This is a genomic window from Streptomyces sp. NPDC002004, from assembly GCF_053593975.1.
In genome coordinates this window covers 557,766-580,328 of sequence record NZ_JBSFDP010000001.1, presented here as the reverse complement: position 1 = coordinate 580,328, position 22,563 = coordinate 557,766, and the positions used below count along the sequence as shown (strand labels likewise).

18 protein-coding genes are annotated in these 22,563 nt (G+C 69.8%); 16 read left to right on the top strand and 2 right to left on the bottom strand.

The window, feature by feature from the left end:
* Positions 1–735: 735 nt before the first annotated feature.
* The 3 genes from ACWCP6_RS02500 (at position 736) to clpX (ending at position 3,516) form a co-directional block, all read left to right on the top strand.
* A complete protein-coding gene (locus tag ACWCP6_RS02500; protein ID WP_450930560.1) occupies positions 736–1,341 on the top strand; it encodes an ATP-dependent Clp protease proteolytic subunit in 606 nt (201 codons plus the stop codon).
* 59 nt (positions 1,342–1,400) lie between these two features.
* Positions 1,401–2,075, top strand: coding sequence for an ATP-dependent Clp protease proteolytic subunit (locus ACWCP6_RS02495; RefSeq protein WP_450930441.1), 675 nt, complete (start codon positions 1,401–1,403; stop codon positions 2,073–2,075).
* Between the two features lie 154 nt (positions 2,076–2,229).
* Complete coding sequence (gene clpX, locus ACWCP6_RS02490) at positions 2,230–3,516, top strand: ATP-dependent Clp protease ATP-binding subunit ClpX (protein WP_450930440.1); 1,287 nt, start codon at positions 2,230–2,232, stop codon at positions 3,514–3,516.
* Positions 3,517–3,601: 85 nt separating this feature from the next.
* On the opposite strand, the gene ACWCP6_RS02485 is transcribed toward clpX, so the two are convergent.
* Complete coding sequence (locus tag ACWCP6_RS02485; RefSeq protein WP_450930439.1) at positions 3,602–4,555, bottom strand: hypothetical protein; 954 nt, start codon at positions 4,553–4,555, stop codon at positions 3,602–3,604.
* A gap of 136 nt (positions 4,556–4,691) precedes the next feature.
* On the opposite strand from ACWCP6_RS02485, the gene ACWCP6_RS02480 reads away from it, so the two are divergent.
* The 11 genes from ACWCP6_RS02480 (at position 4,692) to ACWCP6_RS02430 (ending at position 20,361) form a co-directional block, all read left to right on the top strand.
* A complete protein-coding gene (locus ACWCP6_RS02480; RefSeq protein ID WP_450930438.1) occupies positions 4,692–7,316 on the top strand; it encodes a valine--tRNA ligase in 2,625 nt (874 codons plus the stop codon).
* Between the two features lie 182 nt (positions 7,317–7,498).
* The gene (gene folC / locus ACWCP6_RS02475) at positions 7,499–9,019 is read left to right on the top strand and encodes a bifunctional tetrahydrofolate synthase/dihydrofolate synthase (RefSeq protein ID WP_450930437.1); all 1,521 of its coding nucleotides are present in this window, start codon (positions 7,499–7,501) and stop codon (positions 9,017–9,019) included.
* A gap of 5 nt (positions 9,020–9,024) precedes the next feature.
* Positions 9,025–9,399 (top strand): DUF4233 domain-containing protein, encoded by a 375-nt coding sequence (locus ACWCP6_RS02470; RefSeq protein WP_450930436.1) that lies wholly within the window; start codon positions 9,025–9,027, stop codon positions 9,397–9,399.
* A 70-nt stretch (positions 9,400–9,469) separates the two neighbouring features.
* Complete coding sequence (ndk, locus tag ACWCP6_RS02465) at positions 9,470–9,883, top strand: nucleoside-diphosphate kinase (RefSeq protein ID WP_450930435.1); 414 nt, start codon at positions 9,470–9,472, stop codon at positions 9,881–9,883.
* A 389-nt stretch (positions 9,884–10,272) separates the two neighbouring features.
* Positions 10,273–11,292 (top strand): rod shape-determining protein, encoded by a 1,020-nt coding sequence (locus ACWCP6_RS02460; protein ID WP_265568118.1) that lies wholly within the window; start codon positions 10,273–10,275, stop codon positions 11,290–11,292.
* 178 nt (positions 11,293–11,470) lie between these two features.
* Positions 11,471–12,415 carry a rod shape-determining protein MreC gene (gene mreC / locus ACWCP6_RS02455; protein WP_450930434.1) on the top strand — a complete coding sequence of 315 codons (945 nt, stop codon included), beginning with the start codon at positions 11,471–11,473 and terminating at the stop codon, positions 12,413–12,415.
* Between the two features lie 9 nt (positions 12,416–12,424).
* Positions 12,425–13,093 carry a rod shape-determining protein MreD gene (gene mreD, locus ACWCP6_RS02450; protein WP_450930433.1) on the top strand — a complete coding sequence of 223 codons (669 nt, stop codon included), beginning with the start codon at positions 12,425–12,427 and terminating at the stop codon, positions 13,091–13,093.
* A 50-nt stretch (positions 13,094–13,143) separates the two neighbouring features.
* The gene (gene mrdA / locus ACWCP6_RS02445) at positions 13,144–15,324 is read left to right on the top strand and encodes a penicillin-binding protein 2 (RefSeq protein ID WP_450930432.1); all 2,181 of its coding nucleotides are present in this window, start codon (positions 13,144–13,146) and stop codon (positions 15,322–15,324) included.
* Positions 15,324–16,523 carry a rod shape-determining protein RodA gene (gene rodA / locus ACWCP6_RS02440; RefSeq protein WP_450930431.1) on the top strand — a complete coding sequence of 400 codons (1,200 nt, stop codon included), beginning with the start codon at positions 15,324–15,326 and terminating at the stop codon, positions 16,521–16,523. Before mrdA ends, rodA begins: the two co-directional genes overlap by 1 nt.
* A gap of 214 nt (positions 16,524–16,737) precedes the next feature.
* On the top strand, positions 16,738–18,321 hold the full coding sequence (locus tag ACWCP6_RS02435) for a CYTH and CHAD domain-containing protein (protein ID WP_450930430.1): 1,584 nt from the start codon (positions 16,738–16,740) through the stop codon (positions 18,319–18,321).
* Positions 18,322–18,396: 75 nt separating this feature from the next.
* Positions 18,397–20,361: a TIGR03960 family B12-binding radical SAM protein gene (locus ACWCP6_RS02430; protein ID WP_450930429.1), complete on the top strand. Its 1,965-nt coding sequence runs from the start codon at positions 18,397–18,399 to the stop codon at positions 20,359–20,361.
* An 88-nt stretch (positions 20,362–20,449) separates the two neighbouring features.
* Here the strand turns inward: ACWCP6_RS02430 and arsM are convergent, their stop codons facing one another.
* The gene (arsM, locus tag ACWCP6_RS02425; RefSeq protein WP_450930428.1) at positions 20,450–21,337 is read right to left on the bottom strand and encodes an arsenite methyltransferase; all 888 of its coding nucleotides are present in this window, start codon (positions 21,335–21,337) and stop codon (positions 20,450–20,452) included.
* A gap of 105 nt (positions 21,338–21,442) precedes the next feature.
* Here arsM and ACWCP6_RS02420 point away from each other — a divergent pair, with 105 nt between their 5' ends.
* Both ACWCP6_RS02420 and ACWCP6_RS02415 read left to right on the top strand, forming a co-directional pair.
* A complete protein-coding gene (locus ACWCP6_RS02420; RefSeq protein ID WP_450930427.1) occupies positions 21,443–21,823 on the top strand; it encodes an ArsR/SmtB family transcription factor in 381 nt (126 codons plus the stop codon).
* Positions 21,820–22,563, top strand: coding sequence for an MIP/aquaporin family protein (locus tag ACWCP6_RS02415; protein ID WP_450930426.1), 744 nt, complete (start codon positions 21,820–21,822; stop codon positions 22,561–22,563). The genes ACWCP6_RS02420 and ACWCP6_RS02415 overlap by 4 nt, the downstream gene beginning before the upstream one ends.

Here is a 22,563-nt window from a genome sequence, read left to right as displayed (position 1 = left end):
GCCCGCGGCGGTCCTGGGGCGGGGTGGCGCCCAGGAAGGCCGACTGCCGGCGCGGCGCGGGCGGCTGCCTGCGCCGGGGTGGTGCGCCTGAGGCCGGTGGGCGGGGCGGGGCCGCACCGGGACCTCCGTCCTCGGACCGGCGCGCCTCCGTACGACGTCCGGGTCACCCGGCACCTGCGCGCCGGGTGCGGGCGGAGGTCCCGCCACGTCCCCTCCGGCCGAAGTCCGGCCACTTCGCCGTCACGCCTACGACACCGCTTCCCGCTGTGGGCATGCGTTCCGCCTGGGGCGGAACGGGTCCCTGGTGCCGGTGGCCTGGTGGGTGACCTGAGGTGGTGCCGGGGGTGACCCGCCGACCGCTGTCTGCCGGTGACCCGGTGACCCGGTGACCCGGTGACCCGGCGGGCGGCGTGGGGCGGTGCGCCGCCGGGCACGGCCCCGGTGCCGGGAGACGCCGGTACCCCGCAGGCGGCCGGGCGCCTGCGGGGCGCCCGGGCCCAAGGCCCACCCCAACGGCCGCCCCCGCCGGACATGCGCTCACAGCGAACAGTTCCCTATGCGGGATGGCACCCGCCTGCCTGCGCGTTAGGGTCCATGAATATGAGGGCAGGGGAGTCCCCGAAGCCGCCGAGGGATGGCCACGGTGGCCGAGACTCGGGGCACCGGGCCCCAGCCGAAGACGTGAGACGGCCCGGCGCCGTCGTAAGACGAGCAGGTGGATACGTGACGAATCTGATGCCCTCCGCCGCCGGCGAGCCTTCCATCGGTGGTGGCCTCGGCGACCAGGTCTACAGCCGACTGCTCGGCGAGCGGATCATCTTCCTCGGTCAGCAGGTCGACGACGACATCGCGAACAAGATCACGGCGCAGATGCTTCTCCTCGCCGCCGATCCCGAGAAGGACATCTACCTCTACATCAACAGCCCCGGTGGTTCGGTGACGGCCGGCATGGCGATCTACGACACCATGCAGTACATCCCGAACGACGTCGTGACGATCGGTATGGGCATGGCGGCCTCCATGGGCCAGTTCCTGCTCACCGGCGGCACCGAGGGCAAGCGCTTCGCGCTCCCGCACACCGACATCCTCATGCACCAGGGCTCCGCGGGCATCGGCGGTACCGCTTCGGACATCAAGATCCAGGCCGAGTACCTGCTGCGTACGAAGAGGCGCATGGCGGAGATCACCGCCCGCCACTCGGGGCAGACCGTGGAGGCGATCATCCGCGACGGCGACCGCGACCGCTGGTTCACCGCCGAGGAGGCCAAGGACTACGGTCTGATCGACGAGATCATCTCCGCCGCATCCGGCGTTCCGGGCGGCGGCGGCACCGGGGCCTGAGCTCCGGCCCACCCCGCCCGCCCAGCAGCCGCACACGACCGCCCCAGAACGCCACCAGGATGGTGAACACTCTTATGGACAACTACTCCGCCAGCGGCCTCTACACGGGCCCTCAGGCCGAGTCGCGCTACGTCATCCCGCGCTTCGTCGAGCGGACCTCGCAGGGTGTGCGTGAGTACGACCCGTACGCGAAGCTCTTCGAGGAGCGCGTGATCTTCCTCGGTGTGCAGATCGACGACGCCTCCGCCAACGACGTCATGGCCCAGCTCCTGTGCCTGGAGTCGATGGACCCGGACCGCGACATCTCGATCTACATCAACAGCCCCGGCGGCTCCTTCACCGCGCTCACGGCGATCTACGACACGATGCAGTTCGTGAAGCCGGACATCCAGACGGTCTGCATGGGCCAGGCGGCCTCCGCCGCGGCCGTGCTGCTCGCCGCCGGTACCCCCGGCAAGCGGATGGCGCTGCCGCACGCCCGCGTGCTGATCCACCAGCCGTCCAGCCAGACCGGCCGGGAGCAGCTCTCCGACCTGGAGATCGCGGCCAACGAAATCCTGCGGATGCGCTCCCAGCTGGAGGAAATGCTGGCCAAGCACTCCTCGCGCCCGCTGGAGCAGATCACCGAGGACATCGAGCGCGACAAGATCCTCACCGCCGAGGACGCGCTGCAGTACGGGCTGATCGACCAGATCATCTCGACCCGGAAGATGCACAACGACACGGTCGTCTGATCCACGCGACACCAAGTGCCGTCCTTTGGCACGGTTCAGGTCAATGTGAACCGTGCCAAGGGGGGCCCTAACGGGGGGCCCGGCAAGGTACCGTCGGATAGAGGCACCAGGAGCCGCTGATCGTGGCGTCTCCCAGGCGAAGGGGAAGCACCTCGTGGCACGCATCGGTGACGGCGGCGATCTGCTCAAGTGCTCGTTCTGTGGCAAGAGCCAGAAGCAGGTCAAGAAGCTCATCGCAGGCCCCGGTGTGTACATCTGCGACGAGTGCATCGAACTCTGCAACGAGATCATCGAGGAAGAGCTCGCAGAGACGAGCGAGGTGCGCTGGGAGGAACTGCCCAAGCCCCGCGAGATCTACGAGTTCCTCGAGGGGTACGTCGTCGGCCAGGAGGCCGCGAAGAAGGCCCTCTCGGTCGCGGTGTACAACCACTACAAGCGGGTCCAGGCCGGCGAGAACGGCGGGGCCCAAGGGCGTGACGACGCCATCGAGTTGGCGAAGTCCAACATCCTGCTGCTGGGCCCCACGGGCTCCGGCAAGACGCTCCTGGCCCAGACGCTGGCCCGCATGCTCAACGTCCCCTTCGCGATCGCCGACGCGACGGCGCTGACGGAGGCCGGATACGTGGGCGAGGACGTCGAGAACATCCTCCTCAAGCTCATCCAGGCCGCCGACTACGACGTCAAGAAGGCCGAGACCGGCATCATCTACATCGACGAGATCGACAAGGTCGCCCGGAAGAGCGAAAATCCGTCGATCACGCGCGATGTGTCCGGCGAGGGCGTGCAGCAGGCACTGCTGAAGATCCTCGAGGGCACCACGGCATCGGTCCCGCCCCAGGGCGGCCGCAAGCACCCCCACCAGGAGTTCATCCAGATCGACACGACGAACGTCCTGTTCATCGTGGGCGGCGCCTTCGCGGGCCTGGAGAAGATCATCGAGGCTCGGGCGGGTGCGAAGGGCATCGGCTTCGGCGCCACGATCCGCTCCAAGCGGGAGCTGGAGTCCAAGGACCAGTTCCAGGACGTCATGCCCGAGGACCTGGTGAAGTTCGGCATGATCCCCGAGTTCATCGGCCGTCTCCCGGTCATCACCAGCGTCCACAACCTGGACCGCGAAGCTCTCCTGCAGATCCTGGTGGAGCCGCGCAACGCCCTGGTGAAGCAGTACCAGCGCCTCTTCGAACTCGACGGCGTCGAGCTGGACTTCGAGCGCGAGGCCCTGGAGGCCATCGCCGACCAGGCGATCCTCCGCCAGACCGGCGCCCGCGGCCTGCGCGCCATCATGGAAGAGGTCCTGATGTCGGTCATGTACGAGGTGCCGTCCCGCAAGGACGTGGCCCGCGTCGTCATCACCCCCGACGTCGTCCACTCCAACGTCAACCCGACCCTGATCCCCCGCGAGGCCCGCGGCCGCGGTTCGGGGGAGCAGAAGTCGGCGTAGCCGCTCCGCCTCGCGGCGGACCGACGGAACGACGAAAGGGGGCCCGGTCGATCGACCGGGCCCCCTTTCGTGTGCCGATGCGGTGCTACGCCTTGACGCGCACGTCCTTGCGGAGCTTGGCGGTGATTTCCGCCGCGTCGCCGAGGGGCATGGCCTTGCCGGTCATGGCGCTGGCCATGTCGGTGGTGATCGCGATGCCGACGGTGCTGTGGTCGCCCCAGATGCAGACCGGGATGGTCAGTTCCTTGGGACCGGTCGAGGTGCTCGCCCCCGACTTGTTCATGTCGACCTTCACGGACTGGCACTTCATGACGGCGCCGTCGAGGGAGTCCGGCTCCTGCGACTCCGGGCTGCCGACGAGCGTGCCCTTGCTGCTGTCGCCGCTCTGGTCCTTCTCGGACTCCTTCTTCATGTTGGCGAACATGGCGTCGACGACCGCGCCCGGGTCGTCGATCTGGCCGTAGACGCCGCCGAACTGAAGGAACTTGCCGCTCAGGGGGTTGCTCTTGTCCCCCGAGGAGTACTCGGCGCTCACCGACTTCGGGTTCTTCACGCCGGCCTTCTCGGCGTCCTTGACGTCGCTGGACGTCATGGTGTCGTTGCCGCCGCTGTCGCCCTTCTTGTACTCACCGTTGATCACGGTGGCCGGGGTCACCAGCTTGTGCGGGCCGTCGTCCGCGACCGACGCGGAGGCGCCGCCCCCGAACACGAAGTACGCACCGACGGCGATGGCCGCGACCACCGCGACCGCGCCGACGACGATGAGGCCCGTCTTCTTCTTGCCGCCCTCCGGGGCCGGCGGCTGGGGCGGGTAGCCGTAACCCGGCTGCTGCGGCTGCTGGCCGTACGGGTTGGGCTGCGGCGGGACGCCCTGAGGAGCTTGCTGCGGGTAGCCGTAGCCGGGCTGCTGGGGAGCCTGCTGCGGGTAGCCGTAACCGGGCTGCGGAGCCTGCGGCTGCTGGCCGTACGGGCCCGGCTGGCCGTACGGCCCGGGCTGCTGGGGCTGCCCGCCGTACGGGCCCGGCTGGTTGTAGCTCATTACTGGGTTCCCCTCCAGATGCTTATGCGTACCGAACATCCTGGCGCAATCGCCATGTCCTCGGCGCACGGGGGGTCCCACCGTTACGAAAGATTCCCGTTTCGGGACGGCGCCGTGACACCTCTAAACTGGCTCCGTGACCGAGAACACTCAGCAGCAGAAGCCAGCTCCCGATTCCGAACTGCCGACCCAGTACGCGCCGGCCGAGGTAGAGGGGAAGCTGTACGAGCGCTGGGTAGAGCGCGGTTACTTCGAGGCGGACGAGAAGAGCGACAAGCCGCCGTACACGATCGTCATCCCGCCGCCGAACGTCACCGGCTCGCTCCACCTGGGCCACGCCTTCGAGCACACCCTCATCGACGCCCTCACCCGGCGCAAGCGCATGCAGGGCTACGAGACGCTGTGGCAGCCCGGCATGGACCACGCCGGCATCGCCACGCAGAACGTCGTCGAGCGCGAGCTCGGCAAGGAGGGCAAGTCCCGCCACGACCTCGGCCGTGAGGCGTTCGTCGAGCGCGTGTGGCAGTGGAAGGGCGAGTCCGGCGGGCAGATCTCCGGACAGATGCGACGCCTCGGCGACGGCGTCGCCTGGTCGCGTGAGCGCTTCACCATGGACGAGGGCCTCTCGCAGGCCGTCCAGACGATCTTCAAGAAGCTCTACGACGACGAGCTGATCTACCGCGCCGAGCGCATCATCAACTGGTGCCCGCGCTGTCTGACCGCCATCTCGGACATCGAGGTGGAGTACCAGGACGACGACGGCGAGCTGGTGTCGATCCGCTACGGCGAAGGCGACACCTCGATCGTCGTCGCGACCACCCGCGCGGAGACCATGCTCGGTGACACCGCCGTCGCCGTGCACCCCGACGACGAGCGCTACCGGCACATGGTCGGCACCGAGATCGAGCTGCCGCTGACCGGCCGCCGTATCCCCGTCGTCGCCGACCCGCACGTCGACCCCGAGTTCGGCACCGGCGCCGTCAAGGTGACGCCCGCCCACGACCCGAACGACTTCGAGATCGGGCAGCGGCACGACCTGCCGGCCATCGCCGTCATGGACGAGCACGCGGTCATCACCGCGCACGGCCCCTTCCAGGGCCTGGACCGCCTCGAGGCCCGCTCCGCCATCGTCGCCGCGCTGCGCGCCGAGGGCCGGATCGTCGCCGAGAAGCGCCCGTACGTCCACTCCGTGGGCCACTGCTCACGCTGCAAGACCACCATCGAGCCGCGGCTGTCCATGCAGTGGTGGGTCAAGGTCGGCCCGCTCGCCCAGGCCGCGGGTGACGCGGTCCGCGACGGCAAGGTCAAGATCCACCCGCAGGAGATGGAGAAGCGGTACTTCGACTGGGTCGACAACCTGCACGACTGGTGCATCTCGCGCCAGCTGTGGTGGGGCCACCGCATCCCGGTCTGGTACGGCCCGAACGGCGAGGTCGTCTGCGTCGGCCCCGACGAGGAGCCGCCGGCCGGCGACGGCTGGCACCAGGACACCGACGTCCTCGACACCTGGTTCTCCTCCGGCCTGTGGCCGTTCTCCACGCTCGGCTGGCCGGAGCAGACCGACAGCCTCGCGAAGTTCTACCCGAACTCCGTGCTGGTCACCGGCTACGACATCCTCTTCTTCTGGGTCGCCCGGATGATGATGTTCGGCCTGTACGCGATGGACGGCACCCCGCCGTTCCACACCATCGCCCTGCACGGCATGGTCCGCGACCAGTTCGGCAAGAAGATGTCGAAGTCCTTCGGCAACGCGGTCAACCCGCTGGACTGGATGGACAAGTACGGCTCCGACGCGCTCCGGTTCACGCTGGCCCGCGGCGCCAACCCGGGCGTCGACGTCCCGATCGGCGAGGACTGGGTCCAGGGCTCCCGCAACTTCGCCAACAAGATCTGGAACGCGACCCGCTTCGCGCTGATGAACGGCGCCACGGTCGAGGGCGACCTGCCCCCGGCCGAGCAGCTGTCGTCCACCGACCGCTGGATCCTGTCCCGGCTGAACGCCACGGTCGCCGAAGTCGACGCCCTGTACGACGACTACCAGTTCGCCAAGCTGTCGGACGCCCTCTTCCACTTCGCGTGGGACGAGGTCTTCGACTGGTACGTCGAGTTGTCCAAGACGACGTTCATGGGCGGCGGCGAGGCCGCACAGGTGTCGGGCCGCGTCCTCGGCGAGGTCCTGGACGTCACGCTGCGCCTCCTGCACCCGATCATGCCGTTCGTGACGGAGACGCTGTGGACCACCCTCACCGGCGGTGAGTCCGTGGTGATCGCCGACTGGCCCGCCGACAGTGGATTCCGGGACGCAGGCGCCGAACGCGAGATCGAGACGCTGCAACAGGTCATCACCGAGGTGCGCCGCTTCCGCGCCGACCAGGGCCTCCAGCCCGGCCAGCGGGTCCCGGCCCGGCTCACCCTGGAGGGCACGGCCCTCGCGCCGCACGAGACCGCCATCCGCCAGCTGCTCCGGCTCCAGCCGGAGGGCGACTCCTTCACGGCGACGGCGACGCTGCCGGTCTCCGGCGCGGAGGTCGCACTCGACCTGTCCGGCACCATCGACGTCGCGGCGGAGCGCAAGCGCCTCGCCAAGGACCTCGCCGCGGCTGAGAAGGAGAAGGCGCAGGCCACGGCGAAGCTCGGCAACGAGGCGTTCCTCGCCAAGGCCCCCGACCAGGTCGTGGACAAGATCCGCGGCCGGCTCGCCAAGGCGGACGAGGACATCGCCCGCATCCAGGCCCAGCTCGACCGCCTGCCGCAGGCGTAGCGCACCCGGGCCGTACGGTGTCCCAGGCCCCCGGAACCCCACGGTTCCGGGGGCCTCGCCCTGCCCGGGGCCACGCCGCGGGACCTCGCCCGGCACCGCTGACGCCGATGTGACGGCGTCCGTTCCGACCGGGCGGACCCGCCCGCAGCAGGAACCCTCCCGGAGCTTCGTAGACTGTTCCCGTGAGTGAGCTCCCCCCGGACAACGGCCCCCTTGACGATCATGACGCCGATCTCTTCGAGGAGATCGTGGACGCAGAGACCGGTCGTGATCCCGACCTCGCGGTGATCGAGGCCGGCAGCCGTACCCTGCGCACCCAGGCCGGGCCGCCGGAGGCCGACGTGCCCGGACGGCCCGAGGACCCGGCGGTCGACAAGGCCCTGCGCGAGGTCGAGGCCGAGCTGGCGACGCGCTGGGGCGAGACCAAGCTGGAGCCGTCGGTCGCGCGGATCTCGGCGCTGATGGACGTGCTGGGGGAGCCCCAGCGGGCGTACCCCTCGATCCACATCACCGGCACCAACGGCAAGACCAGCACCGCACGCATGATCGAGGCGCTGCTCGGCGCCTTCGAGCTGCGCACCGGGCGGTACACCTCGCCGCACGTGCAGTCGGTCACCGAGCGGATCAGCCTGGACGGGACGCCGATCGCGGCGGAGCGGTTCGTCGAGACGTACCGGGACATCCAGCCGTACATCGAGATGGTCGACGCCCAGCAGGAGTACCGGCTCAGCTTCTTCGAGGTGCTCACCGGCATGGCGTACGCGGCCTTCGCGGACGCGCCCGTGGACGTCGCCGTCGTCGAGGTCGGCATGGGCGGCAGCTGGGACGCGACCAATGTGATCGACGGGTCCGTCGCCGTCGTCACGCCGATCGACCTGGACCACACGGACCGGCTCGGCGAGACGCACGGGGAGATCGCCACCGAGAAGGCGGGCATCATCAAGGAGGGCGCGACGGTGATCCTCGCGCAACAGCCCGTCGAGGCTGCTCAGGTGCTGCTGAAGAAGGCCGTCGAGGTCGATGCGACGGTCGCGCGCGAGGGGCTGGAGTTCGGGGTGGTCGCCCGGCAGGTCGCCGTCGGCGGCCAGCTGTTGACGCTGCGCGGGCTCGGCGGCGAGTACGACGGCGTGTTCCTGCCGCTGCACGGCGCGCACCAGGCGCACAACGCCGCCGTGGCGCTCGCCGCGGTCGAGGCGTTCTTCGGTATCGGCTCCCAGCACCACCGTCCGCTCGACATCGACACGGTGCGCAAGGCGTTCGCCTCGGCGTCGTCGCCGGGCCGGCTGGAGGTCCTGCGCAAGTCGCCGACGGTCGTCCTGGACGCCGCGCACAACCCGGCGGGCGCCCGGGCGACTGCGGAGGGCATCGGCGAGGCGTTCGGCTTCAGCAGGCTCGTCGGTGTGGTCGGTGTGAGCGACGGCAAGGAGGCCCGGGGGCTGCTCGAGGCCTTCGAACCGATCTTCGCCGAGGTCGTCGTCACACAGAACTCCAGTCACCGCGCCATGGACGCGGACGCGCTCGCCGCCATCGCCGTCGAGGTGTTCGGCGAGGAGCGGGTCCAGGTGGAGCCGCGTCTCGACGACGCGCTGGAGGCCGCGATCACGCTCGCCGAGGAAGAGGGCGAGTACGCGGGCGCGGGCGTCCTCGTCACCGGCTCCGTGATCACGGTCGGCGAGGCCCGGCTGCTCCTCGGGAAGGGCTGACACCAGTGCGTACGCTCTGCGCTTCGACGTTGATCGGCGAGTTCTTCGTCATCGGGTTCGCCGGTCTCGTCGCCATGAAGGACCCGGACCTGTCCATGGGGACGGTGTGGACCGTCAGCGGTGTCGCGATGGCGCTGTGCGTCCTGCTCTGCGGGATGCTCACCCGGCCGGGCGGTGTCCAGCTCGGCTGGGCGCTGCAGATCGCGCTGATCGCGAGCGGCTACGTCGTTCCCATGATGTACATCCTTGGCGTCGTGTTCGCCGCCCTGTGGTGGTGCTCGGTGCACTTCGGCCGCAAGATCGACGCGGCGAAGGCGGCGTTCGCGGCCGCCCAGGCAGCCGCGTCGCCCCCGGCAGCGCCTGGACCTGACGCTGCGTAACGGCTGCCAGGATGTGCCCTGTAGCCTCTGACCACCCCCTCACGCCCGTGATCCTAAGGAGCCGCACACCATGACCCAGCGCACCCTCGTCCTGCTCAAGCCCGATGCCGTCCGCCGCGGTCTGGTCGGCGAGATCGTCGGGCGTATCGAGCGCAAGGCGGGCTGGACCCTCTCCGCGCTGGAGCTGCGCACGCTCGACCGCGCCACCCTGGAGCAGCACTACGCGGAGCACGTGGGCCGGCCGTTCTACGAGCCGCTGATCGAGTTCATGCTTTCGGGTCCGATTGTGGCCATGGTCGTCGAGGGCGAGCGTGTCATCGAGGGCGTGCGTCAGCTCGCCGGCCCGACCGACCCGATCGCGGCGGCACCGGGTTCCATCCGGGGCGACTTCGGCACCATCACGCGCGAGAACCTGATCCACGGCTCGGACTCCGAGGAGTCGGCCGAGCGCGAGTTGAAGATCTTCTTCCCGGGCCTGGTCTGACCGGCGGCCGGTCCCGCCGGCCCGTTCCCCGGGCCGCACCGGCCTTTTCCGTCTCGCCCGATCGTTCATTTCTGTCCGCGAAATGGACACGTGGCCAACGATTTTCTGACGCTGTGTCAGTGATTGACGCGATCCGACCAGGGACGGTCGAAGAAAAGCGACCGTTCCTTGGCATATGCGCGCCGATCGGGGGAACGCGTGCCTCCGTCGGCACGTCCCCCATAGCGGGGCGACGCTGCATCTGCCCACAATGGCGCAGACCCTCGCGCCGTGTTCGTGCAGGCGAGACTACGATGGAAGCCTTCACGCCATACGCACCCACCTCGCCTGCCTAACAAGCCATCAAAGCTTCCACTGGGAAGGCCAGACGCATCCTCATGGGGAACAACATGTCGTTCATCGGCCGTGACATGGCTGTCGACCTCGGGACCGCCAACACGCTGGTGTACGTCAGGGGCCGGGGGATCGTTCTCAACGAGCCGTCCGTCGTCGCGATCAATACCAACACCGGCGGCATCCTCGCGGTCGGCGCCGAAGCGAAGAAGATGATCGGCCGCACGCCGGGCAACATCGTGGCCGTGCGACCGCTGAAGGACGGCGTGATCGCCGACTTCGAGATCACCGAGCGCATGCTCCGCTACTTCATCCTGAAGATCCACAAGCGGCGCTACCTCGCCCGCCCGCGTGTCGTCGTCTGCGTGCCCTCCGGTATCACCGGAGTCGAGCGCCGCGCCGTCATCGAGGCGTCCTCGCAGGCCGGTGCCCGCCAGGTGCACATCATCGAGGAGCCCATGGCGGCCGCCATCGGCTCCGGTCTGCCCGTCCACGAGGCCACGGGCAACATGGTGGTGGACATCGGCGGCGGCACCACGGAGGTCGCGGTCATCTCCCTCGGCGGAATCGTCACGGCCCAGTCGATCCGCGTCGCGGGCGACGAGCTGGACAACGCGATCATCCAGCACGTCAAGAAGGAGTACAGCCTTCTGCTGGGCGAGCGCACCGCGGAGCAGATCAAGATCACCATCGGCTCGGCGTACGATCTCGACGCCGACGAGCACACCGAGATCCGCGGCCGCGACCTGGTCTCCGGCCTTCCGAAGACCGTGGTCATCTCCGCTGCGGAGGTCCGCAAGGCCATCGAGGAACCGGTCAACGCGATCGTCGACGCGGTCAAGACCACCCTCGACAAGTGCCCGCCCGAGCTGTCCGGCGACGTGATGGACCGCGGCATCGTCCTCACCGGCGGCGGCGCCCTGCTCCGCGGGCTCGACGAGCGGCTGCGCCGCGAGACCGGCATGCCGATCCACATCGCCGAGGACCCGCTGGACAGCGTGGCGCTCGGCTCCGGCAAGTGCGTCGAGGAGTTCGAGGCGCTCCAGCAGGTCCTGGACGCCCAGCCGCGACGGTGACTCCGGCCGCGTACGCCGCTCCCCGCCTGAGTGACGTATGTGGTACATCCGCCGTACGGGGCAGATACTGCCCTGTGCGGCGGATCGTTGATATAGAGGCATAAGCGACCCAAAGGACCCCCAAGGGGATCCGGCGGGCCGCACACGAATTCCGACGAGGAAGGCACGGCCGCCGCACGTGAGGGACACACGAGAGAGCCGGCTGCTCCTGGTGCTGCTGATCGCCATCGCGTTCGCACTGATCACGGTGGACATCCGCGGCGGCCAGGACTCACCGGTCGAGGGTGCCCGCCAGGCCGCCGCCACGGTCTTCGGGCCCGTGGAGCGGGGAGTGTCCGCCGGGGTCAACCCGGTGGCCAACGCCATCGGAGCGGTCCGCGACTCGGGCGGACGGCACAGCAGGATCGCCCAACTCGAGCGTGAGAACGCCGCGTTGAAGGCCCGGCTCGGCAGCGACGACCGCACCCGCAGCCAGGTCAGGCAGCTCGACAAGATGCTCAGGACGGCCGGCGCCGGCCAGTACGGCATCAAGGGCGCGGAGGTCATCGGGATAGGAGCGGCCCAGGGCTTCTCCTGGACCGTCACCATCGACGCCGGCGCCCGCGACGGCATCAAGCGCGACATGACCGTCCTCAACGGCGACGGGCTCGTCGGCCGCATCACCACCGTCGGCCCCGACACCTCCACCGTTCTCCTCGCCAACGACCCCGACTTCACCGTCGGCACGCGCATGGAGAAGACCGACGAGCTCGGCTTCGCCTCCGGCGGCGGCGACCGTCCGCTGCGTGTGCAACTGCTCAACGGCAAGGCCAAGGTGGAGAAGGGCGACCGGCTGGTCACCTTCGGCTCCGAGGCGGACAGGCCGTTCGTGCCCGGCGTCCCGGTCGGCACGGTCGTGCGCGTCGACCCCTCCGGCGGCGACCTGACCCGCACGGTCTACGTCAAGCCCTTCGTCGGCTTCACCAAGCTCGACATCGTCGGCATCGTCGTCGAAGCACCCCGCAAGGATCCGCGCGACGCCGTGCTGCCCCCCGCCCCCAAGCCCACGCCCAGGCCGACCGTGACCGTCACCGTCACCCCGTCCCCGCAGGCCTCGGGCCAGGCCGCCCAGGAAGAGCAGTAGGAGCCGAACATGCGTTTCAACCGGATCCTCCTCTCCACCACCTTCGTGGTCATCGCCCTCGTCATCCAGGTGAGCGTCCTCGCCCGCCTGCACCTGCCCGGCGCCGTCCCCGACCTGGTGCTGCTCACCGTCCTCGGACTCGCTCTCGTGTACGGGCATGTGGGCGGCGCCCTCGTCGGCTTCGGCGCGGGCCTGCTCGCCGACCTCGCGCCCCCCGCCGACCACGCCGCCGGGCGGTACGCCCTCGTGCTGTGCGTCGTCGGCTATGTCGCGGGCCTGTTCAAGCCGGACAACGGACGGCTCACCTCCGCCGTCGGCACGCTGTCCGCCGTGGTCGGCGCCGCGCTCGGCTCGACGCTGCTGTACGCGGGCGTCGGCGCCCTCGTCGGCGACACCGCCGCCCGCCATGTGGGCCTCGGCAGCCTGCTGTTCACGGCCGCGCTGTACGACCTGCTGCTCGCGCCGTTCACGGTGCCGTTCATCATCGCGCTCGCCCGGCGGGCCGACTACGACCCGCTCACCGAGAACGCGGGCGGCGGCGCCGCGAGCGACGTCTCCTCCGGCTGGCTGTCCTCCGGCACGGGACTGAACATCGGCGGCCAGCGGGGGCTGCGGGCCAGAGCCGCGAAGGTGCGCGTGGCCCGCGCCGGACGCATCAAGGGGGTCAAGCGGCTGTGAGCACGGCGCGCGTGAACACCATGTACGGCACCGACTGAGGGGAGGCAGCAGTGACCAACATTCCGGAAACGGGACGCACGCCACGGGTCCAGATCCGATTGGTGATCATCCAGATCCTCGTCCTGTCCCTGCTGGGGACACTCGGCGGCCGCCTCTGGTACCTCCAGATCCGCAACGGCGACGAGTACGCCAAGGAAGCCTCCGGCAACCACGTCCAGCAGGTCGTCCAGCCCGCCGTACGCGGCTCGATCCTCGACGCCCGCGGCGTCCCGCTCGCCGACAACGAGACCCGGCTCGTCGTCTCGGCGTCCCGCACAGACCTGCTGAAGATGCACGACGACGGCAAGGCCGTCCTCGCCAAACTCGCCGGTGTCCTCGGGATGCGGCCCAAGGACGTGACGGACAAGGTGCGGCTGTGCGACGCCAAGACGCCGCAGCCCTGCTGGAACGGCTCCCCGTACCAGCCCATCCCGATCACCGACGAGGCGACGCCGAAGCAGGCGCTCCAGATCCGTGAGCGCTCCGAGGACTTCCCCGGGATCACCGCCGAACCCACCGCCGTGCGCCGCTACCCGGGCTCGGGCGGTTCCAACACCGCCCAGGTCCTCGGCTATCTCTCGCCCGTCACGGACGCGGAGATCGAGAAGGCCAAGGACACCGACTCGCCGTACCTGCGCTCCGACATGGTCGGCCGCAGCGGGCTGGAGCGCACGTACGACAAGGACCTGCGCGGCAAGGCCGGTATCACCCGCTACGAGGTCGACAACCTCGGCCGGGTCATCGGCCACGCCAAGCCCGACAAGGCCGAGCCCGGCGCGAACGTCGTCACCAGCATCGACGCCCGCGTCCAGGCGGTCGCCGAGTACGAGCTGAACAACGCGATGAAGGTCGCCCGCACCCAGGTCGACAAGGTCACCGGCGAGAAGTACAAGGCCGACTCCGGTGCCGTGGTCGTCATGGAGGCCAAGACGGGCCGCGTCGTCGCCATGGCCTCCAACCCGACGTACGACCCGAACGTCTGGGTCGGCGGCATCTCCGGCAAGGAGTACACGAGGCTCACCGGCAAGAACTCCGACTACCCGCTGCTCAACCGGGCGATCCAGGGGCAGTCCGCACCCGGCTCCACCTTCAAGGTGGTCTCCACGACCGCCGCGGTGCGGGCGGGCTACCCCTTCGACGGGCACTACCCGTGCACCAGCTCCTACTCGGTCGGCGGCCAGACCTTCAAGAACTTCGAGTCGGAGAACTTCGGCCCGATCTCCCTGGGCCGCGCCCTGGAGGTCTCCTGCGACACGGTCTTCTACGGACTCGCCGACTCCCAGTGGAAGAAGGACGGCGGCATCCACCCGAAGAAGAACCCCGCCGACTGGTTCTACCGGACCGCCCACGACTTCGGCCTCGCCAAGGAGACCGGCATCGACCTGCCCAACGAGGTCAGCGGCCGCATCCCCGACCGCCAGTGGAAGAAGGACTACTACAAGGCCAACAAGGCCGCCTGGTGCAAGTACGGCAAGAAGGACGGCGACTACGCCGAGAAGATCGCGTACGAGAACTGCCTCGAGGGCAACATCCTGCGCGAGGGTGACTCCATCAACTACGCCATCGGCCAGGGCGACACCCTCGTCACGCCGATCCAGATGGCCACGATCTACGCCGCCATCTCCAACGGCGGCACCCTGCACGACCCCACGGTCGGCAAGGCGATCGTCGGCGCCAACGGCAAGCACGTGCAGGAGATCCAGCCGAAGGCGCACGGAAAGCTGCCGTTCACCAAGGCCACCCGCGACAAGATCGACGAAGCCCTCGCCGGCGTCGCCACCCGGGGCACGGCGGCCTGGAAGTTCGGCGGCTGGCCGCAGAACAAGATCCCGATGCACGCCAAGACGGGTACCGCCGAGGTCTACGGCAAGCAGACGACGTCCTGGCTGTGCACCTACACCAAGGACTACACGGTCGTGATGACCATCGCCCAGGCCGGTACCGGTTCGGGAGCCTCCGGCGAAGCCGTGCACAACATCTACAACGCGCTCTACGGCGTCGACAAGGACGGCAAGATCGACGACAAGAAGGCGCTGCTGCCGCACCCGGAGGCCGGCCTTCCCAAGATCCAGAAGGACGGTTCCATCGACTCCCCGAAGGTCGATCCGTACCGCCCGCACAAGGACGAGAAGCCCGATGACCAGCAGCTCGCCGCCGTCCTCGGCGCGCCCGTGACCTGGAGGCGGGACTGATGGCCGGCACCAACGGCTTCTCCGTCTCCGGCTACGGCCCGGAGCGCTCCGCCTGGACCCGTCTGACCGCCCGCGACTCGATGCTGCGCAGGCTCGACTGGCCGATACTGCTGTCGGCGCTCGCGCTCTCCCTCATCGGCACCGCCCTCGTGTACTCGGCGACCCGCAACCGCACCGAGCTCAACCAGGGCGACCCGTACTACTTCCTCGTACGGCATCTGATGAACACCGGCATCGGGATCGCCCTGATGATCGGCACGGTCTGGCTCGGCCACCGCACGCTGCGCACGGCGGTGCCGATCCTCTACGGCATCTCCGTCTTCCTCGTGCTGATGGTGCTGACCCCGCTCGGCGCCACCATCAACGGCGCGCACGCCTGGATCGTCATCGGGGGCGGCTTCTCCCTCCAGCCCTCGGAATTCGTGAAGATCACGATCATCCTGGGCATGGCCATGCTGCTCGCCGCACGCGTCGACGCCGGGGACAAGGCGTATCCGGACCACCGCACGGTGATGCAGGCACTCGGCCTCGCGTCCGTCCCGATCATGATCACCCTCCTCATGCCGGACCTCGGGTCCGTCATGGTCATGGTGATCATCGTGCTCGGCGTGCTGCTGGCGTCCGGCGCCTCCAACCGCTGGGTGCTCGGCCTGCTCGGCGTCGGCGTCCTCGGCGCCGTCGCCGTCTGGAAACTGCACATCCTCGACGAGTACCAGATCAACCGCTTCGCGGCCTTCGCCAACCCGAGCCTCGACCCGGCCGGCGTCGGCTACAACACCAACCAGGCGCGTATCGCCATCGGTTCGGGCGGGCTCACCGGAGCGGGCCTCTTCCACGGCTCGCAGACCACCGGCCAGTTCGTCCCCGAACAGCAGACCGACTTCGTCTTCACGGTCGCGGGCGAGGAGCTCGGCTTCGTCGGCGCCGGGCTCATCCTCCTCCTGCTCGGCGTGGTGCTGTGGCGCGCCTGCCGCATCGCCCGCGAGACGAGCGAGCTGTACGGCACGATCGTCGCCGCCGGAATCATCGCCTGGTTCTCCTTCCAGTCCTTCGAGAACGTCGGCATGACCCTCGGCATCATGCCGGTGGCCGGTCTCCCCCTGCCCTTCGTCTCGTACGGAGGCTCGTCCATGTTCGCGGTCTGGGTGGCCGTCGGCCTGCTCCAGTCGATCCGGGTACAGCGACCGGTCTCGGCCTGAGACGGCGGAGCCGACGGCGCGTGTCCGGTCCCGGCCCGAGGGGGCGGGGACCGGCGTTGTCCCGAGGCGGCCGGGAGCAGGTCGTCATGGGCGGCCCGGACGTTCGGCGTCCCGAGGTGACGACGGTCCGTCGTGCTCCGCGGCGGGGACCGGTGTCGGCCGGAGGCGCACGCAAGTACTGCCCGCGCCCCCCGTTCACGACTAGATTCGGTTCATGGCGGAGACGAAGCGGGAGATCGAGCGGAAGTACGAGAACCCGGCGGCGGACGGGGACGACGGCGCCCCCGTCACCCTGCCCGACCTCTCCCGCGTTCCCGGTGTCGCCTCCGTCGACCCGCAGGGCACCGCCGAACTCGACGCGGTCTACTACGACACCGCCGACCAACGGCTGGCCGACGCCGGCATCACCCTGCGCCGCCGCACCGGCGGATCCGACGCCGGCTGGCACCTCAAACTGCCGGTGTCCCTCACGGAGGGCGTACGCGACGAAATCCGCGCCCCCCTCGCCGCGGGAATCCCGCCCGAGCTCGCCGCCCTCGTCCGCTCGCGCGTCCGCGGCGCCGAGCTCGTCCCCGTCGTCCGCCTCGTCTCGACCCGCGAGGTCCACCACCTGACCGCCCCCGACGGCACCCTCCTGGCCGAGGCGAGCGTCGACCGCGTCCACGCCGAACGCCTGGCGGGCGGGACCGCCACGACCGCCTGGACCGAGATCGAGGTGGAACTGGGCGACGACGTCGAACCCGGGCTCCTCGACACGATCGAGAAGAAGCTGAAGAAGGCGGGCCTGAAGCGGTCGGGATCGCACTCCAAGCTCGCGCGGGCGCTGGCCGAGACCGCCCCGGACGACGGACCCCGGGCCACAGGAGCGCGCCCTGCGTCTCCCTGCACGGGCGGCGCGGAGCGGGCCCCGGAGCCGGGCACGGCCGGTGACCACGTACTCGCCTACCTGCGGAAACAGCGCGACGCGATCGTGAACCTGGACCCCGAGGTCCGCCGGGACGCCCCTGACGCCGTGCACCAGATGCGCGTGGCCACCCGCCGCGCCCGCAGCGCCTTTCGCTCCTTCAGCAAGATCCTCGACCGCAATGTCACCGATCCCGTCGCCGCCGAACTGAAATGGCTGGCCGCGGAGCTCGGCATCGAACGCGACAAGGAGGTCCTCACCGAGCGGCTGACGGCCGCCCTCGACGAACTGCCCCCCGCCGTGCCCGCCGACGAGGCCCACGTCCGCCTCCACATCTGGGCGGAGCCGGGCACGGACTCCGCCGGCCGCCTGACCGCCGTCCTCGACGGCAAGCGCTACCTCGCCCTCCTGGACGCCCTCGACGCTCTCCTCGCAGCCCCGCCGCTGCGCACGGCCGCCGCCGGGAAACCGAAAAAGGCGCTGGCCAAGGCGGTGCGCCGGGACTACCGGAAGGTCGCCGCCCTGGTCCACCAGGCACTCGGCACCCCCGCGGGCCCGGAACGCGACGTGGCCATGCACGAGGCCCGCAAGAAGGCCAAGCGCACGCGCTACGCGGCCGAGGCGGCGAGCGACGCCCTGGGCACCCCCGCGGATGACCTGGTGAGCGCCGTGAAGTCCCTCCAGAACCTCCTCGGCGACCACCAGGACAGCGTCATGGCCCGCGGAGCCCTCCAGGACCTCGCAGCCCAGGCGCACGCCGCCGGTGAGAACGCCTTCCCCTACGGCGTCCTCTACGGCCGGGAGGAGCGCCGAGCCGCCGAGCGCGAGGCGGAGCTGCCCCGGGAATGGAAGGCGGTCCGGCGCGCGGCCCGGGGTGTCCTCGGATCGGGTTAGGCTTGATGGTCACCCTTCCCGGCAGCCGGCCGGAGCGGGGACGTCCCCCAGTCAGACTCACGAAGGTTCCCGGGTATGTCTGCCGAAGCAGCCACGTCGGTCTTTCCGCAGCTCGAGGCGCTGCTCCCGCATGTGCAGAAGCCGATCCAGTACGTCGGCGGCGAGCTCAACTCCACGGTCAAGCCGTGGGAGAGCTGCGACGTGCGCTGGGCGCTCATGTACCCGGACGCGTACGAGGTCGGGCTGCCCAACCAGGGCGTCATGATCCTCTACGAGGTCCTGAACGAGCGCGAGGGCGTCCTCGCCGAGCGCACCTACAGCGTGTGGCCGGACCTCGAGGCGCTGATGCGTGAGCACGACGTGCCGCAGTTCACGGTGGACAGCCACCGCCCGGTCAAGGCGTTCGACGTCTTCGGCCTGAGCTTCTCCACGGAGCTCGGCTACACGAACATGCTCGCGGCCCTGGACCTGGCCGGCATTCCGCTGGAGGCCAAGGACCGCACCGTGGACGACCCGATCGTCCTGGCGGGCGGCCATGCGGCGTTCAACCCCGAGCCGATCGCGGACTTCATCGACTGCGCGGTCATCGGCGACGGCGAGCAGGCCGTCCTGGAGATCACCGACATCATCCGGGCCTGGAAGGCCGAGGGCCGGCCCGGCGGCCGCGAGGAACTGCTGCTCCGCCTCGCCAAGACGGGCGGCGTGTACGTCCCGGGCTTCTACGACGTCGAGTACCTGCCCGACGGCCGTATCGGCCGTGTCGTGCCGAACAGGTCCGGCGTGCCGTGGCGTGTGTCCAAGCACACGGTCATGGACCTGGACGAGTGGCCGTACCCCAAGCAGCCCCTCGTGCCGCTCGCCGAGACCGTCCACGAGCGGATGTCGGTCGAGATCTTCCGCGGCTGCACCCGCGGCTGCCGCTTCTGCCAGGCGGGCATGATCACCCGTCCGGTGCGCGAGCGCACGATCACCGGCATCGGCGAGATGGTCGACAAGGGCCTGAAGGCGACCGGCTTCGAAGAGGTGGGCCTGCTGTCCCTCTCCTCGGCGGACCACTCGGAGATCGGCGACATCGCCAAGGGCCTCGCGGACCGGTACGAAGAGGACAAGATCGGCCTCTCGCTCCCCTCGACCCGTGTCGACGCGTTCAACATCGACCTGGCGAACGAGCTGACCCGCAACGGCCGCCGCTCCGGTCTGACCTTCGCCCCCGAGGGCGGCTCCGAGCGCATCCGCAAGGTCATCAACAAGATGGTCTCGGAAGAGGACCTGATCCGCACCGTCTCCACGGCCTACGGCAACGGCTGGCGTCAGGTGAAGCTGTACTTCATGTGCGGCCTGCCCACCGAGACCGACGACGACGTCCTCCAGATCGCCGACATGGCGACGCACGTCATCCGCAAGGGCCGCGAGGTCTCGGGCTCCAACGACATCCGCTGCACGGTCTCGATCGGCGGCTTCGTGCCCAAGCCCCACACCCCCTTCCAGTGGGCGCCGCAGCTGTCGGCCGAGGAGACGGACACCCGTCTCGAAAAGCTCCGCGACAAGATCCGCGGCGACAAGAAGTACGGCCGCTCCATCGGCTTCCGCTACCACGACGGCAAGCCCGGCATCGTCGAGGGACTCCTGTCCCGCGGCGACCGCCGCATCGGCGCCGTCATTCGCGCCGTCTACGACGACGGCGGCCGCTTCGACGGCTGGCGCGAGTACTTCTCGTACGACCGCTGGATGCAGTGCGCCGAGAAGACCCTCCCCGCCTTCGGCGTGGACGTCGACTGGTACACCACCCGCGAGCGCACCTACGAGGAGGTCCTCCCCTGGGACCACCTGGACTCGGGCCTCGACAAGGACTGGCTCTGGGAGGACTGGCAGGACGCCCTCGACGAGACGGAGGTCGAGGACTGCCGCTGGACCCCGTGCTTCGACTGTGGCGTCTGTCCGCAGATGGACACCTCCATCCAGATCGGACCGACCGGCAAGAAGCTGCTGCCTCTGACGGTCAAGAACGCCGCCCCTGCTCCCAGCGGACACGCCCACTGACCTGAGTGAGGCGCCGGGGCGCATCGCGGAGGCGCTTCACTCGTGAGAGGTGCACCCCGGCGCCTGCCGAAGGCCCCGGGGTGCGGTGTCATCCCTGACAGCCGCACCCCGAGGCGGTCTTGGCGTCCGTGACCGTGACAGCCGGGTCCGCGGAGGTCTCGGCAGGGGTGCAGCAGGCGGTCACGCCGCAGCAGGCATCGGCCCGCCCGGTCGTGGCCGCGGCCCCGGCGGGAGGCTTGCCGGCGCGCACCATCGCCGAGTGCATGCCGTCGGCAACGGTGTGGGTCGTGACGATCTCGACGTCGGTGAAGCCCGCTGCTTCCAGACCTTCGCGGTACTCCCTGAAGGAGAGGGCGCCGGCGATGCACCCGGCATGGTCGCCGCGCTCCGCCCGCTGCCCAGGCGTGAGTGAGTCGTCGGCGACCACGTCGGACACGCCGATCCGGCCGCCCGCCCTCAGGACGCGGAACATCTCCGCGAACACCGCGGGCTTGTCCGTGGACAGGTTGATGACGCAGTTGGAGATCACCACGTCGATGGTGTTCGCGGGCAGTGGGACGGCCTCGATCGTGCCCTTGAGGAACTCGACGTTCGTCGCGCCCGCCCTCTCGGCGTTGGACAGGGCGAGCGCGAGCATCTCCTCGGTCATGTCGAGCCCGTAGGCCTTGCCGGTGGGGCCGACGCGGCGGGCGGAGAGCAGCACGTCGATGCCGCCTCCGGAGCCGAGGTCGAGGACGCGTTCTCCCTCGTGGAGTTCGGCCACCGCGGTGGGGTTGCCGCACCCGAGGGAGGCGGCCACGGCCTCGGCGGGGAGGGTGTCGCGTTCGTCCGCCGTGTAGCGGGTGGAGCCGAAGTTCTCGTCGGCCTCGACGGGCGCGGGCCCGCAACAGGCGGTGCCGCCTTCGGTGACCTTGGTGGCTGCCGCGGCATAGCGGCGGCGGACGGTTTCGCGCAGGTCCGTGGACTGCTCGGGCATGAGTCACTCCTGGATGACGGGGTATGGCGGTGCCCCGGAACGGCTTGTATAGACGTTCGTTGATGCAACCTTGCGCCCTGGATCGAAAAACGTCAACATAGACGCATGTCGAAACAAGAGCTCGAAGTCCTCGGCCGGGATGCGGACGGCGACGCCTGCTGCCGGAAGCTTGTCTCCGCCCCGCTGGACGACGAGCGGGCGGCGGAGCTGGCCAAGGTGTTCAAGGCTCTGGGCGATCCGGTGCGGCTGCGGCTGCTCTCGATGATCGCTTCGCGGGAGGGCGGCGAGGTCTGCGTCTGTGAGCTGACCCCCGCCTTCGACCTGTCGCAGCCGACGATCTCGCACCATCTGAAGCTGCTGCGTCAGGCGGGGCTCATCGACTGTGAGCGGCGTGGGACCTGGGTCTACTACTGGGTGCTGCCCGGGGTGCTGGATCGGCTGGCGGCGTTCCTCTCCGACCCACGGCCTGTCGCGGCGACCGCGTGAACGCCTCCCTGGCGCGGCGTGCGCTCGCCGAAGGGCTGGGTACCGCGGCGCTCGTCGCGGTTGTGGTGGGGTCCAAAATCCAGGCCACCGAGCTGTCCCGGGATGTGGGGGTCCAGCTGCTCGCCAACTCGCTCGCGACGGTGTTCGGCCTCGGCGTGCTGATCGTTCTCCTGGGGCCGGTGTCCGGTGCCCACTTCAACCCGGCCGTCACGCTCGCGGTGTGGCTCTCCGGTCGCAGGGCCGATGATGCGCCGGCGGCACGGGACGTGGTCGCGTACATCGCGGCTCAGGTCGTCGGGGCGATCGGGGGAGCGGTGCTGGCGAACGCGATGTTCGCCGAGCCGTTGGTGAAGTGGTCGACGCACGATCGCTCCGCCGGCCACCTGTGGCTGGGCGAGGTCGTCGCCACGGCCGGTCTGGTCCTGCTGATCCTCGGCCTGACGCGTGCGGGGCGCGCGCATGTCGCTCCGGTGGCGGTGGCTTCCTGTATCGGTGCCGCGTACTGGTTCACCTCCTCGACGTCCTTCGCGAATCCCGCGGTGACCCTCGGCCGGGCCTTCACGGACACCTTCGCCGGGATCGCTCCGGCCTCGGTCGCCCCGTTCGTCGTGGCCCAACTCGTGGGTGCGGCCGTCGGCCTGGGCCTGGCGGCGGCGATGTTCGGCCGCTCCGCCCCTGCGGCCGTCGACAACGCCCTCCCCCCACAGGACACGGAACTCACCGTGTCTCCCGCTCGCTGA